The 13,493-nt window shown below is 46.6% G+C and carries 14 protein-coding genes; 10 read left to right on the top strand and 4 right to left on the bottom strand.

Going from position 1 to position 13,493, the window contains the following annotated elements; all coding sequences use genetic code 11:
* Positions 1-103 precede the first annotated feature (103 nt).
* Together Q0218_RS06250 and mrdA are read left to right on the top strand one after the other, a co-directional pair.
* Positions 104-589: a hypothetical protein gene (locus tag Q0218_RS06250; RefSeq protein ID WP_297967594.1), complete on the top strand. Its 486-nt coding sequence runs from the start codon at positions 104-106 to the stop codon at positions 587-589.
* Positions 586-2,430 carry a penicillin-binding protein 2 gene (gene mrdA, locus Q0218_RS06245; RefSeq protein WP_297967591.1) on the top strand — a complete coding sequence of 615 codons (1,845 nt, stop codon included), beginning with the start codon at positions 586-588 and terminating at the stop codon, positions 2,428-2,430. Before Q0218_RS06250 ends, mrdA begins: the two co-directional genes overlap by 4 nt.
* Positions 2,431-2,758: 328 nt before the next feature.
* Here mrdA and Q0218_RS06240 read toward each other — a convergent pair whose 3' ends face one another.
* Both Q0218_RS06240 and mscL read right to left on the bottom strand, forming a co-directional pair.
* Complete coding sequence (locus tag Q0218_RS06240) at positions 2,759-3,397, bottom strand: Crp/Fnr family transcriptional regulator (RefSeq protein ID WP_297967588.1); 639 nt, start codon at positions 3,395-3,397, stop codon at positions 2,759-2,761.
* 8 nt (positions 3,398-3,405) lie between these two features.
* A complete protein-coding gene (gene mscL, locus Q0218_RS06235; RefSeq protein WP_297967586.1) occupies positions 3,406-3,813 on the bottom strand; it encodes a large-conductance mechanosensitive channel protein MscL in 408 nt (135 codons plus the stop codon).
* A gap of 124 nt (positions 3,814-3,937) precedes the next feature.
* On the opposite strand from mscL, the gene gltX reads away from it, so the two are divergent.
* The 3 genes from gltX to Q0218_RS06220 are packed head-to-tail and all read left to right on the top strand — an operon-like array spanning position 3,938 to position 7,138.
* Positions 3,938-5,239, top strand: a complete 1,302-nt coding sequence (gene gltX, locus Q0218_RS06230) for a glutamate--tRNA ligase (protein WP_297967584.1) — start codon at positions 3,938-3,940, stop codon at positions 5,237-5,239.
* On the top strand, positions 5,236-5,523 hold the full coding sequence (locus Q0218_RS06225) for a YggT family protein (RefSeq protein ID WP_297967581.1): 288 nt from the start codon (positions 5,236-5,238) through the stop codon (positions 5,521-5,523). Before gltX ends, Q0218_RS06225 begins: the two co-directional genes overlap by 4 nt.
* The gene (locus tag Q0218_RS06220) at positions 5,507-7,138 is read left to right on the top strand and encodes a lytic transglycosylase domain-containing protein (protein ID WP_297967578.1); all 1,632 of its coding nucleotides are present in this window, start codon (positions 5,507-5,509) and stop codon (positions 7,136-7,138) included. Before Q0218_RS06225 ends, Q0218_RS06220 begins: the two co-directional genes overlap by 17 nt.
* Here Q0218_RS06220 and Q0218_RS06215 read toward each other — a convergent pair.
* On the bottom strand, positions 7,044-7,538 hold the full coding sequence (locus Q0218_RS06215; protein ID WP_297967575.1) for a hypothetical protein: 495 nt from the start codon (positions 7,536-7,538) through the stop codon (positions 7,044-7,046). The genes Q0218_RS06220 and Q0218_RS06215 overlap by 95 nt on opposite strands.
* A 100-nt stretch (positions 7,539-7,638) precedes the next feature.
* On the opposite strand from Q0218_RS06215, the gene mobB reads away from it, so the two are divergent.
* The 5 genes from mobB to Q0218_RS06190 are packed head-to-tail and all read left to right on the top strand — an operon-like array spanning position 7,639 to position 12,138.
* Positions 7,639-8,121 carry a molybdopterin-guanine dinucleotide biosynthesis protein B gene (mobB, locus tag Q0218_RS06210; protein WP_297967572.1) on the top strand — a complete coding sequence of 161 codons (483 nt, stop codon included), beginning with the start codon at positions 7,639-7,641 and terminating at the stop codon, positions 8,119-8,121.
* Positions 8,118-8,972, top strand: a complete 855-nt coding sequence (locus Q0218_RS06205; RefSeq protein WP_295142586.1) for a class 1 fructose-bisphosphatase — start codon at positions 8,118-8,120, stop codon at positions 8,970-8,972. Before mobB ends, Q0218_RS06205 begins: the two co-directional genes overlap by 4 nt.
* On the top strand, positions 8,969-9,187 hold the full coding sequence (locus Q0218_RS06200) for a hypothetical protein (protein WP_297967569.1): 219 nt from the start codon (positions 8,969-8,971) through the stop codon (positions 9,185-9,187). The genes Q0218_RS06205 and Q0218_RS06200 overlap by 4 nt, the downstream gene beginning before the upstream one ends.
* 17 nt (positions 9,188-9,204) lie before the next feature.
* On the top strand, positions 9,205-11,124 hold the full coding sequence (gene metG / locus Q0218_RS06195; protein ID WP_297967567.1) for a methionine--tRNA ligase: 1,920 nt from the start codon (positions 9,205-9,207) through the stop codon (positions 11,122-11,124).
* Between the two features lie 6 nt (positions 11,125-11,130).
* Positions 11,131-12,138: a ferrochelatase gene (locus Q0218_RS06190; protein WP_297967564.1), complete on the top strand. Its 1,008-nt coding sequence runs from the start codon at positions 11,131-11,133 to the stop codon at positions 12,136-12,138.
* 432 nt (positions 12,139-12,570) lie between these two features.
* Here the strand turns inward: Q0218_RS06190 and queC are convergent, their stop codons facing one another.
* A complete protein-coding gene (gene queC / locus Q0218_RS06185) occupies positions 12,571-13,245 on the bottom strand; it encodes a 7-cyano-7-deazaguanine synthase QueC (RefSeq protein ID WP_297967562.1) in 675 nt (224 codons plus the stop codon).
* Positions 13,246-13,493: the final 248 nt, after the last annotated feature.

The raw sequence follows: 13,493 nt of genomic DNA, 5'->3' as shown, positions 1-13,493 counted from the left end.
TTTTACCATCAAATTTTCTAGCTAAATTTACAAATTTAAACGGCGCTAAGGCTAAATTTGCAAATTTAGCTAAAAACTTCTAACTATGCGAACGAGTGCGGCGATGCGAAGACTTGGCGCGGAGAAGCGATTTTTAAAGCAGCTTGCTTGGGTTGTTTTTTTGGTATTTTATCAGAGCATAACGACGGTATTTACGCACCTGCCGCCTCTTATCGGGATATTTTTTACTTACATGATCATGCTAACCTTACAAAAGCAAAAGACGCTCAAGGAGTTTGGCAAGGAGTGGTATTTTTGTCTATTTTACCTCACTTTTGCCGAGCAGGCGCACGGGTTTGCGCTGTTTTCGACGGTGATCGCGTTTATGCTTTTTTATTATTTGATGTCTGATTGGCTCATCGTTACGCTAAAATCAAGAGAGCTTTTGGCGGTCGGATTCGTCGCTAGCGGTTATGTTTGGACTTGCGCTACTAGCTCTTTTATCTCTTATGCGGCAAATTTGCCGATGCTAAAATTTGACTACGAGTACCTGATTTACGTGGGCGTAGAGTCCGTTTTGGCGGTAGTTTTGTTTAGGGGGCGCTTATGAGGATGCGCATAGTTTTTGGCATCATATTTAGCGTCTGGGTACTTTTGCTGGTTCGCGTTTATTATCTTAGCGTCAAATCAAACGATTTTTACGAGGAGATTGCCGAGCAAAATGCGGTGAAAACGCAGTATTTAGCTCCCGTTAGGGGGCTGATTTTAGACGCCAAAGGCCGACCGATGGCGGTAAATCGCCTCGGCTTTTCCGTCGCGCTAAAGCCGCACCTAAGCGGCAAAAAGGCTGAAATTTTAGATACCGAGCTTGCAAATTTGCAAAATTTATTCGAGGACTTAAACGTCACCAAGCTAAAGCGAGAATACGTCAAGGCCGACTCGCCTTATAACCAAGATTTCATTCAGATTATCGATTTTATGGATTATGACAAGATGATACCGCGTATAGCCGAGCTCTCGCTGCGAGAAAATTTGGAGGTCAAGCCGGCATCCAAGCGCCACTATCCCTATAATAACCTAGCTTCGCACATCATCGGCTACGTCGGCCGCGCAAACCAGCAAGACGTAGAGTCCGATCCCGTCGCAAAGCTAACCAATCACACGGGCAGAAGCGGCACGGAGCGCTTTTATAACTCCGTCTTGCAGGGGCAAGAGGGCGTACGAAAGGTAAAAGTAAATGCGCTAAATCAGGAGGTCGAGGAGATATCCGTGAGTTACCCGCAAAGCTCGGATATATCGCTCACGATCGATCTTGAGATGCAAAAATACATTGAAGAAATTTTCGGCGATAACGCGGGCGTCATCATCGTTATGGACGTGAGAGACGGCTCGATACTGGCTGCGGGCAGCTTCCCCGAGTATGATCTAAACCCGTTTGTTACTGGTCTTTCGCAAGCTAAGTGGGACGAGCTTGTTAAAAGCATCGATCATCCTTTTACAAATAAACTCGTAAACGGCCTTTATCCGCCGGGCTCTGTTATAAAAGTGGGCGTGGCGATGGCGTTTTTAGACACCGGTAAGATGAGCCGCTCCGATGGGTATTTTTGCTCTGGCTCATTTGAGCTTGGAGGGCGAAATTTCCGCTGCTGGAACGTCTACGGACACGGTTTTATGGATATGAACTCAGCCATCCGCGAGAGCTGCGACGATTATTTTTATAAAGGCAGCCTAAAGGTCGGCATCGACGCTATAACCCCGGTTTTAGAGCGGTTGGGTTTTGGGCAAAAAAGCGGAGTGGATCTGCCTAACGAATTTGTCGGTATCGTGCCCGGACGCGAGTGGAAGATGCAAAAATATGCTCAGCCGTGGTATCAGGGCGAGACGCTGATCACCTCGATCGGGCAGGGTAACTTCCTCGTGACGCCGATGCAGGTGGTGCGCTATACGGGCATCCTAGCGACGGGGAAAAATATCGTCCCGCATTTTTTACGCAGCGTAAACGGCGAGGAAGTTAAATTTGAGCCGGAGGACGATATCCTTACGCCGTTTGAGAAAAAGCAACTCCCGTACATCCAAAAGGCGATGTATGAGGTCGTAAATCATAAAAAAGGCACCGCGCATAAATATTTTAAAGAGGCAAAGATAACGCTAGCGGCAAAAACGGGTACCGCGCAGGTCGTGGGCATCTCGCAGGCCGAAAAAAAGCGTATGAAAGAAGAGGACATGGAGTATCTGCGCCGCTCGCACGCGTGGGTCACGACCTACGGACCGTACGAGGAGCCTAGATATGCCGTTACCGTTATCATCGAGCACGGCGGACACGGCGGTCTGGCTGCCGGACCTCTAACGGCTAAAATCTTTAATAAGCTACTAGAAATGGGCTACATCGATCAAAAATACGAAATCACTTCGCTAGCAGATACTGAGGCTGCACAAAAGAAGAAAAATTAAAATTCGGTATTCAAATTTAAAGGAAAAATACCGCTTTGTCGCGGCGTTTTCGCGTATTGCGTTATTGAAACTTTTTGCAGATATGGTGACTTAAATTTTAAATTTATAGATTTTATGCATCCTTGCTTTTGTAATCAGTTAAATTTGAATCTGGCTTGCGACGAATAAATTTATAAATTTGACGCGGTATTACGATTGCGTGGATAAAATTGCAATATGCGAAAGACTCGGAAATTTGACGAGTTTATTTTTATAACCGAATTTTAGGTTTAAAAACGGACAAAAATCGGTTTGCGCTAAAAAAGCATTAAATTCGCAAATACCGACTCTAGCCTTCAAACATCTCCGAAAGTTCACTTGTGGCGATATTTACGATTTTATTGTTTGCGTCTAGTTCGATCAAATTTTGAGTTTTAAATTTCGCCAAAATCCTTGAAAACGTCTCTGGAGTGATGTTTAGGATGGAGGCGATTTTGATGTGTTTTAGTTCGTTAAAAAGGTCTGAGTGATTAACGAGAAAGCTCGCAACCTTGGCCTCGGAGTTTAGCACGAGTTCTTGGTGTATCAGCTCGCTTGCGATTTTTAGCTTTTGCGAGAGCGATTTGATGATTTGTAGCGATACGCGCGGATTTGATAAAAACTCGGCGTAAAATTTATCGTAGTCGATTTTTAGCACCTCGCCGCCTGTTAAAAATATCGCCGTCGCCGGAAATTTGATATTTTCAAAGTTAGCAAGCTCGGCTACGAAGCTAATCCCGTTAAACTGATGCATAAAAATCTCTTTGCCTTTAGGGCCGATTTTATAGAGTTTGAGAGAGCCTTTTATAAGGAGATGGAGCCACTTTGACTCCTCGCCCTCCATAAATAAAAACTCGCCCTTTTTATACCTTTTTAGGATGCTGATATTTTCCAGCCTTTTTAGCTCGGCCTCGTTTAGCTCCTGAAAAAACGGGATTTGCTCTAGCATTTGCGCTCTTATTTATTTTTTAAAAGATCTCTGATTTCGGTTAGAAGCGCTATATCCTCAGGCACCGGCGCAGGTTCTTCGGCTTTCGGCTCCTCCGCTTTTGGTTTTTTGAGCGAATTTATAGCCTTAACTACGCAGAAGATACAAAACGCGATAATCGTAAAATCGACCATCGTTTGTATAAACGAGCCGTAGTTTACGGTTACGGCAGCCGTATCACCGACCGCGTCTTTTAGCGTAAATTTTAAATCCGTAAAATTTACGCCGCCAGTTAGTACGCCCACGATAGGCATGATTACGTCGCCTACTAGCGAGCTAACGATCTTACCGAAAGCCCCTCCGATCACGACACCCACGGCCATGTCGATGACGTTGCCGCGCATCGCGAATTCTTTAAATTCCTTGATGAAACTCATCTTTTTCCTTTAAATTTTAAAATTAGATATCAATTATATTTATTTTAGCTTCACAAAAGATAAAAAAGCGAGGTTAAATGCCAAAAATGCTATAATCGCCCCAAAAATCAATAAGGAAATAAAAATGTATCGTTTTGCGCCGTCGCCTACAGGCGATATGCATCTGGGAAATTTAAGGGTTGCGATCCTAAACTACGTCTGTTCGCTCCAGGATAAAAGCGGCTTTATCATCCGTATCGAGGATACCGACAAGGAGCGCAATATCCCCGGAAAAGACAAGGAAATTTTAGAAATTTTGGAGCTTTTCGGGATCAAATGGGACACGCTTTATTATCAAAGTAAAAATTTGAAATTTCACCGCGAATTTGCGGCAAAGCTTTTGATAGATAAAAAGGCGTTTTCGTGCTTTTGCACCGAAAGCGAGCTAGAAGCTAAAAAAGAAGCCGCCAAGGCTAGAGGCGAAGCCTACCGCTACGACGGGACGTGCGAGTATCTAAGCGACAATGAAGTGCTAAATAACCAAAAACCTTTCGTCGTGCGCATGAAAAAGCCGCTAGGCACGATGAAATTTAAAGACGCGATAAAGGGCGAAATCAGCTTTGAGCCTGAAAACGTCGATAGCTTTGTGATTATGCGGGCTGATTTTACGCCGACGTATAACTTCGCCTGCGCGGTCGATGATATGCTAGAGGGCGTTACCTTTGTCATCCGCGGCGAGGATCACGTCAGCAACACGCCAAAACAAGACCTGATCCGCGAAGGACTAGGCTATACGCAAAAGATAAACTACGCCCACCTGCCAATCATCCTAAACGTCGAGGGCAAAAAAATGAGCAAACGCGAGAACGAAAGTAGCGTAAAATGGCTGCTCTCGCAAGGCTTTATGCCAGAAGCCATCGCAAACTACATCGTTTCGCTAGGCTACAAGGCGCCGGTTGAAATCTTTACGATAGAAGAAGCCGCGCAGTGGTTTGATATCTCGAAAGTCTCGGCCTCTCCGGCTAAATTTGACGTCAAGCAGCTAGAATACATCAACCGTGAGCACATAAAAAGAGCAAGCGATGCAAGACTAGCCGCGCTAATGGGCATAAAGCCTGAATTTGCCGCCATAGCTAGATTTTACACGCAAGAAAGTAGCCTTTTAACCGAGATCAAAGCCAAGGTCGATGCGATTTTTGCGACCAAATTTATTCCGGATGAGTTTAAGGCGGGCTGCGAGGCTATAAAAGCCGCCGCAACTTCATTAAATTTGAGCGAATTTGGCGAATTTAACGAGCTAAAAAAAGCTCTCATGGACGCCACGGGGTTAAAAGGCAAAGGCTTTTTTATGCCGCTTAGGATTTTGCTCACGGGAGCAGAACACGGCCCCGAGCTTAGCGAGCTATATCCGCTCATCAAACCGTATCTAAAGGAAATTTTACGATGATATTTTCGGTATTTTTAGAAGCAGTCGGCAGTATCCTGCATATCGTTATCAGCGCCTACACGTGGATCATCATAGGCGCAGCGATCGTAAGCTGGGTGCGCCCCGATCCTTATAATCCTATCGTGCAACTGCTCTACCGCCTCACCGAGCCCGTTTACGGCGCTATCCGCCGCGTGATACCGACGGTTTTTGGCGGTATAGATATAGCGCCTATTATCGTGCTTTTGTCGCTTCAGTTTATAGATATATTTTTCGTAAGGCTCATGTTTGCGTACGCTGCTTAAATTTATCCTGCCTGCGATTTTTGCGGCGGCGGCGTTTGGCGGAGTTAAGAGCTTTGAGGAGATAAAAGACGAGCCTAAGGGGCTTGCTAAGGATTACTACTTTTACCGTCTTTTAACCGAAGGCGATTACACCAAGGAGCAGGCGCAAATTTTAAATAAAGACGTCTTTCGCCGAGCGGGCGTACTAGCAAAGAAACTGGCTGAAATTTTGCCGCCCAAAAAAGTAAAAAGCGAGTGCGACGGCGTAAGCACGAAAAATATCCTAGACGCAAACGCAGCCTGCCAAAAACAGCGCCTGCGAGTGCCTTTTATGATGAAGCTAAAAAAGGAAACGAGGCAAAAGCTGGCGGATAAATTTAAAGACTCCGATCCGCTTCTTTATCGTCGCCTTAGCGCCTTAAACGAGAAGCACCCCGAGGATGAGTTTGCCAAATTTAACGATACGGACGCGTTTTTGGTTTATTTTAACCAGTCCTCGCACAAGGATAAATTCGACAAGATATTTGACGCAAATTTTATAAATTTGCTCGCGGCTAAAAAAGAGTTTCACGCTCTAGCAAACGATTTGATAATCGATAAGAAATCGGCCAAATTTAGGCAAAATTTTCTCGCGATAAAAGAAACTGAGCTTGCCGGCAAGGATGCCTTTATGCTCGGCGTTAATGCGGTTTTGTTAAATTCTCCAAAAGACGCGACGAGGTTTTTTACTAGAGCGCAGGCCGCCTTTGAGAGGCAAGACCGCAAGGATAACGCAGTGTTTTGGCTGTATCTGCTAAGCAATGACAGAAGCTATCTCGAGAAGCTAAATCAAAGCCGCGACGTAAATATCTATACGCTTTACGCAAACGAGCTAACGGGAGCAAGTCCCGCCGTAAATATCGTCACGCCGACGCCTACGAAAGAAAAGGTGGCAGACTACGACATAAAAGATCCGTTTTTGTGGCAAAAGACCTTTAAAATGATAAAAGAGATGAGTGCGCAGGACGCCGCAAGGCACTCCGAGACTTTTAATACCAAAGAGACGCTTGGGCACTATGCTTACTTGATGGAAAAAGCAAGCGGCTACAAGGATAGCTATTTCGTCATGCCGTTTGTGGACGAGCTAGAGGACGTAAATGCGACTAGAAAAGCGCTACTTTACGCGATCGGCAGACAAGAGAGCCGCTTTATCCCGGCCGTCATCTCGACCTCTTATGCGCTCGGTATGATGCAGTTTATGCCGTTTTTGGCTAACCATATCGGCAAAAAAGAGCTGCAAATCCCAAATTTCGATCAAGACGATATGTTTGATCCGCGCCTTGCGTTAAAATTTGCGGATCATCATTTAAATTATTTGGAGAAATATCTCTACCATCCGCTTTTTGTCGCTTACGCGTATAACGGCGGTATAGGCTTTACTAAGAAGATGCTTCAGCGAGGCGACCTTTTTAACGAGGGCGAGTATGAGCCGTTTTTATCCATGGAGCTCGTGCCCTTTGCCGAGAGTCGCGACTACGGCAAAAAGGTACTCGCAAACTACGTTATTTACCTAAGGCTTCTCCGTTCCAGTACATCGATTTCGACACTTTTTGAAAGCTTAAAGACGCCTTCTTTGACGGATAAATTTCGAAAGTAAGGTTGATTTTATCGCTTTTGATCTCTGGGGTGCTGACTTCGAAATACTGCGCCCACGGAACCTCAAAGCTGACTTTTTGCAAAAGCGGATCGTTTGCGGCTAGGCGTCTAACCATGATGCCTTGTTGCAAGTCGTTTGCGGCAAAGCTCTCCTCTAAAATTTTAACCTCTTTAGGATGCACGGCCACGACGAATTTCTCTCTTCTTTGTTTGCCCGCAAGCTCGCTATAGATCGGATTTAGATAGGTCGCGACGATTAGGATGTTAGTCTTTTCATCTATGATCTCAGACTTGCTCGTGTAAGCTAAAAGCTCGTTTTTTAGCGGTTCGTGGATATATTTTTTGTCCGCGCAACCGACTAACGCCAAAATAAAACTTAAGAAAAATACGCTCTTTTTCATTTTAAAACCTCTTTAAATTTGGCGCTATTTTAGATAAATTTTGCTTTTAAAAAGCCTAAATTTGCTATAATCGGCGTAAATTTTGAAAATTCGGAGAAAAATGAAGAAAGCGGCAATGGCTTTTTCGGGACCTTCAAACAGCGGTAAAACTACGCTTATTTTAAAGGTCGCCAAAAAATTTATAGATGACGGGCTAAAAGTCGTGATCATCAAGCACGACCCAGGCGATAAAGCTAGATTTGACGTCGAGGGTAAGGATAGCTATAAATTTGCTCAAATAGGCGCCGAGGTTGCGGTTATGAGTCCGACGCGCACGACCTTTTTCTCGCAGGAGAGCAAGAGCGTAGAGGACGTCGTAGCGATGGCAGGCGAATTTGATTTGCTGTTAGTAGAGGGGCTAAAGACCCTGCCGCTACCGCGCATTAGCGTGTTTAAGGACGAGATAAACGAGGATTATCTTAGCTTTTCAAACGCGATCGCAAGCTATAAAAAAGACTACGAGATCGATAAGCCAAACTTCGATCTAGACGACACGCAGGCTATCTGCGAGTGGATACTAAAAAACGCAAAGGTTTTAAAATGAACGAAATTTTTGAAACGATTAAAAAGATCGCCGTAAAAATCGGCGAAGAGATAAAATACGCCGATCTAGGATACACCGATCATGCTAACGCCACGGGCGACACGCAGCTAAAGCTAGACGTGAGAAGCGACGAAATCATTACGGCTGAGTTTGCAAATTTAGCCTGCGTAAAAGCGCTCGTTAGCGAAGAAAAAGAGGATATGCTGGCGCTAAACGAGAACGCGAAATTTATCGTCGCCTACGATCCGCTAGACGGTTCTAGCCTAGTGGACGTAAATTTTTCTATAGGCTCGATTTTTGGCATTTACGAAAACGAGCTAACTCCGCAAAATCTAAAAGCCGCAGCCTACGTCGTGTATGGCCCGCGCCTAGAGCTCGTGCTTTGTACGGATAGAACCGCGCCGGCGTTTTTTCGCTTGGATAAAGACGGCGAGTTTAGGTTTATCAGATACCTCGCTCTAGCTCAAAAAGGCAAGCTAAACGCCACCGGCGCTACGCAAAAAGGTTGGAGCGAGACTCACGCTAAATTTATCCGTGAGCTGTTTTTGCAGGGGTATCGCCTTAGATATTCAGGCGCCATGGTGAGCGACCTACATCAAATTTTGCTAAAAGGCGGCGGGCTTTTTAGCTATCCGGCTACGACCGACGCGCCAAAGGGCAAGCTAAGAGCGCTATTTGAGGTGCTGCCGTTTGCCTTCATCTACGAGCGCGCGGGCGGTGCGACTAGCGACGGATACTCGGCAACGCTTTTTGATATGAAAGTGGAAAAAATCCATCAAACCACGCCTTGCTTTTTCGGCTCTAAAGACGAGATAAATTTGCTGCATAAATTTTACGGAAGCGCGAAATGAGCGAGCATGTCGTGGAGCATGACGTAGCTCAGAAGGACGAATTTGAGCTGGAGCTTGATCGCCAAAGAGAAATTTTACAAGCCTGTCAGCGCGAAAAGGGGCTAAACTCGTGCTTTGCCTGCGAGGCGATGTTTGAGTGCAAAACCCGCAAAAACTATGTAGATGCCGTATATAGCTCGATGTCTAAAGGCGACGGCGGCGGATTTGATTTTTAAATTTAAAAAGGAAAGATATGAACACGACTTATATTACGACTCCGATTTATTACGTAAACGACGTGCCGCACATCGGACACGCATACACGACCGTGATAGCAGATACCATAGCGAGATTTGCGAGGCTAAAGGGCGATGATACGTACTTTATGACCGGCACCGACGAGCATGGGCAAAAGATCGAGCAAGCCGCCGCAAAAAAGGGCTACACGCCGCAAGCCTATGCTGACGAGATAAGCGCTAAATTTAGGGAGCTGTGGGATAAATTTGAGATCAGCTACGATCATTTTATCCGCACGACCGACGACTATCATAAGCTTACGGCGCAAAACGCATTTCTTAAAATGTATCAAAAAGGCGACATTTACAAGGGCGAGTACGAGGGGTACTACTGCGTTAGCTGTGAGAGCTTTTTTACGCAGACGCAGCTTTTAGAGGACGAGAGGTGTCCTGACTGCGGTAGGCCGACAAATTTGGTAAAAGAGGAGAGCTATTTTTTCAAACTATCAAAATACCAAGACGCGCTGCTAAAATGGTACGAGGAGAACGAGGACTGTATCGTGCCGCGCGGCAAGAAAAACGAGGTCGTGAGCTTTGTAAAAGGCGGCCTGCGCGATCTCTCAATCACTCGCACGAGCTTTGAGTGGGGCATCAAGCTGCCTGCGAGCCTAAACGAACCAAGACACGTGATGTACGTCTGGCTAGACGCGCTCATAAACTACCTTAGCACGCTTGGCTACACGCGCGGCGATGACAAGATGAACTACTGGAAAGGCGCGACGCATATAGTCGGCAAGGATATTTTGCGCTTTCACGCGGTGTATTGGCCGGCGTTTTTGATGAGCCTTGATCTGCCGCTGCCTCGCTGCATCGCAGCTCACGGCTGGTGGACGAGAGACGGCGAAAAGATGAGTAAAAGCAAGGGCAACGTCATCAATCCAAGCGAGGTCGCAGACGCGTACGGACTGGAAAATTTCCGCTACTTTATGCTGCGCGAAGTGCCGTTTGGACAGGACGGAGACTTCTCGCAAAAAGCTATGATCGAGCGCATAAACTCCGAGCTTAGCAACGATCTGGGCAATCTTTTAAGCCGTATAGTCGGCATGAGCGAAAAGTACTCGGACTTTGAGATAAAGGGCGAAAATTTACGCAAATTTTACGGCGAGGTTTTAGATAGCGGCAACGAATACCTGCAAAACGCTATCAAAAATTTAGAGAGTTTCGCCACGAACCGCTACCTCGAGGAGCTCTTTAAGGCGCTAACGCTTGCAAACGCGAGCATAGCTAAATTTGAGCCGTGGAATCTAATGAAAAACGGCAAAAAAGACGAAGCAAACGCACTCGTATCGCTATGCGCTAACCTGCTGGCTCGCGTGGCCGTCTTGTTAAGCCCAGCGATGCCAAGAACCTGCGAAAAGATCGCGCAGACGCTAGGCTTTGAGATCTCGACGGCGACTTACGAAAAAATCATCCTAAACAATGAAATTTTGGACTTTAAAGCGCAAAAAACGCAGCCGCTTTTCCCAAAAATAGAAAAAGAGCTGATGGCGACTGCGGTGCCAAGCGTAAGCGAACCGGCCAAAACCACCGCCGCGCCGCAAGAAAAATCGGACGCGAAAATAAAAATCGACGACTTTAAAAAATGCGTCATAAAAGTAGGCACGGTGCTTGAGTGCTCAAATATCGAAGGCAGCGAGAAGTTGCTTAAATTTAAGATCGATCTTGGCGAAGAGCAGCCGCGTCAAATTTTATCGGGCATAGCCAAATTTTACGCTCCGGCGGATCTCGTCGGCAAGCAGGTCTGCGTGCTGGCAAACCTAAAGCCGGCTAAAATTTTCGGCCATATATCCGAGGGTATGATCCTTAGCGCCGAGGACGGATTGCTGTGTCTCATCGCGCCGATGGCCGCGGTAAAAAACGGCTCAGAAATAGGCTAAAACGGCGTGAATATCGAAAACCTAAGGCGCCTCATCAACGGCGAAGCGCTAAACAAGCCAAGCGTCAGCGCCGTGGAGGGCTTTGCGTTTGAGAGCAAGAATGTGCGTCAGGGTTACGCCTACATCGGGCTTGGAGCAGGCGCAGACGAGATAGCTGCGGCCGTCGCAAACGGCGCCTATGCCGTGCTCGTCGAGCAAAGATGCGAAGTCATCGATCCCGAGGTCGCCTTTATCAAGGTCGATAGCCTCAGCGCCGCGCTGATGCGACTGATGCGTTTTGAGGCTAGTTATAAAAATCTCAAATTTTGCTCCGTTAATCCCGTGCAAAAGACCTTGCTCGCACGTATTAGCCTAGGCAAAAATGTCGCAGGCAACGCAGCTGGCTTGCTGCCCGAGGATGCGACGCGACTTTTTATAAAGATAATGAAAGCGGGCGCCGGCGATCTATTTTTCACGGACGATCTTAAAATTTTATCCAAGATCGCGCCGCTATATGACACCGTTTTTAGCGACGTAGACGCGGTTTGCGCGCAGGGTGGCTCGCTGTTTGCCTCTAGCGTCGTTTGCGAGGGCGTTTATTATCCAAACTTAAATTTCCCTAAAGTTTTCACGCACTATCTTTGCGGACTTTTGAAGTATCTGATCTGCGCGGGCTTTTCTTTTAAGCTCGGCGACACGCGAAATTTGGGGCATTTCGAGCCTATTTTTATAAATAAAAATTTTCGCGTCGTGCCTTTTGGCGCAAGCTCTCAGGCCTTTATCACAGAGAGCGACGACGAGCTTTTTGATATGGAGGCGGCATTTCTCGCGCGAAATTTTAGCGGCGGTATCGAGATCTGCGTGCCGGAGGATTTTGTAGGAAGCGCGGCGGCTACGATAAGATTTAAGGAGCTTGCCGAGCTGAAAAATCTTTCAAATTTTCACTACGCTCTCGTTAAATGCCAAAAAGAGGAGCTTGAAGCGATGCTAAATTTGGCCGCGCCCGAGCCTGATTTGTTTGGCGAAATTTTATAATAATCTCAAATTTAGCGCGTATTTTCGCCTTTATCTGCTACAAATTTGATCTAATCTTTAAAAACCATTTGCTTACTAGCCGCAAATTTACCGATAAATTTGACGGGAAAATGCGTAAATCGGCAGAGCTTGCCCTGCGAGTTTTTAAGTAAAGCGTCCAAATAGTGCTTGCCCTGTGAGGCATGCCGCGGTCGCTTTTGCATGATCGGTTAGTGCAGTAGCGTAGATGCTAGCAAAATTTAAAGTAGGCGTTTTGTTTTCCGTCCTTAAAGCGGATATTGCCAAAAATACCTACCGCCCAAAATCCTTAAAACCGCCACAGCGATTAAATTTGCCGAACAAAAACGGCGGTAGAGCGTTCGCCGCGTTTTGGCGGATAAATTTTATTTCGTACTAAATTTACAGACGGGCCCATGCCGATTTTTAGAAATTTTATTTTAAATTTACGTATTTTATCCTATCTTTTTCGCCCGCTAGCTCAAATCCTCGCAGTCTTAGGCGGCAGCTGTCGCATTCGCCGCAGGCTTCGTCCTCGCGCTCGTAGCAGCTCCAGGTTAGCTCCAGCGGCGAGCCCGCCTCCAGCGACTTTCGCACGATGCCGGCCTTGCTTAAATTTACTAGCGGAGTGACGATTCGCAGGCTAAAGTCCTTTGAAGTGCCGGCATTTACGGCGCTTTCTATCTTGCCGATAAAATCCGCCGTGCAGTCGGGGTAGCCCGAGCCGTCCTCCTCGACGATGCCGATATATAGCGCCTGCGCGCCTTCTTTTTCGGCTAGCGCGGCGGCGATAGAGATAAAGATACCGTTGCGAAACGGCACGTAGGTGCTAGGGGCGTCGGGCTTGGCGCCGTCCTTGCGGATGGCTAGGCTCTCGTCCGTTAGCGCGTTGCCGCCGATGCTTGCTATGAAACTAGCGTCTAAATTTACCTTTTTTAGCGCGCCGATACGCTCGCAGATCTGCTCAAACGCCAGCTTTTCGCGCTTCATCGTGCGCTGTCCGTAGTCAAAATGCAGCGCGATAATCTCGTAGCCTGCGCGTTTGGCGAGGACGGCGCACAGCGTGCTGTCCATGCCGCCGCTCATTATGCAAACCGCTTTCTTTACCATTTTTATCCTTTTCTTGCTTGCTCGTCTTTTTGGTTTATACTTCGTTGGATTTAAATTTTACTCGGTCACTACCGACGAGGTAGCTCCCGTAGTAAAATTTAAATCCGCCTCGTCTAGAACAAAAATACTTCGCCATTAAAATTTAACGGCGGCTCCTCTTTTGAGCGTCTTTATAGAAATCCCGCCTGCGGCGTCGCTACGTTGTTTTTGAATTAGTTTTTGCTTTGCTTTGCTCACAACTGCAAGCA

The sequence above is a fragment of the uncultured Campylobacter sp. genome, from assembly GCF_938039245.1.
Classification (GTDB): Bacteria; Campylobacterota; Campylobacteria; order Campylobacterales; family Campylobacteraceae; genus Campylobacter_A.
Note: the sequence above shows the minus strand (reverse complement) of the source record. Positions and strands in the feature narration are given on the sequence as shown.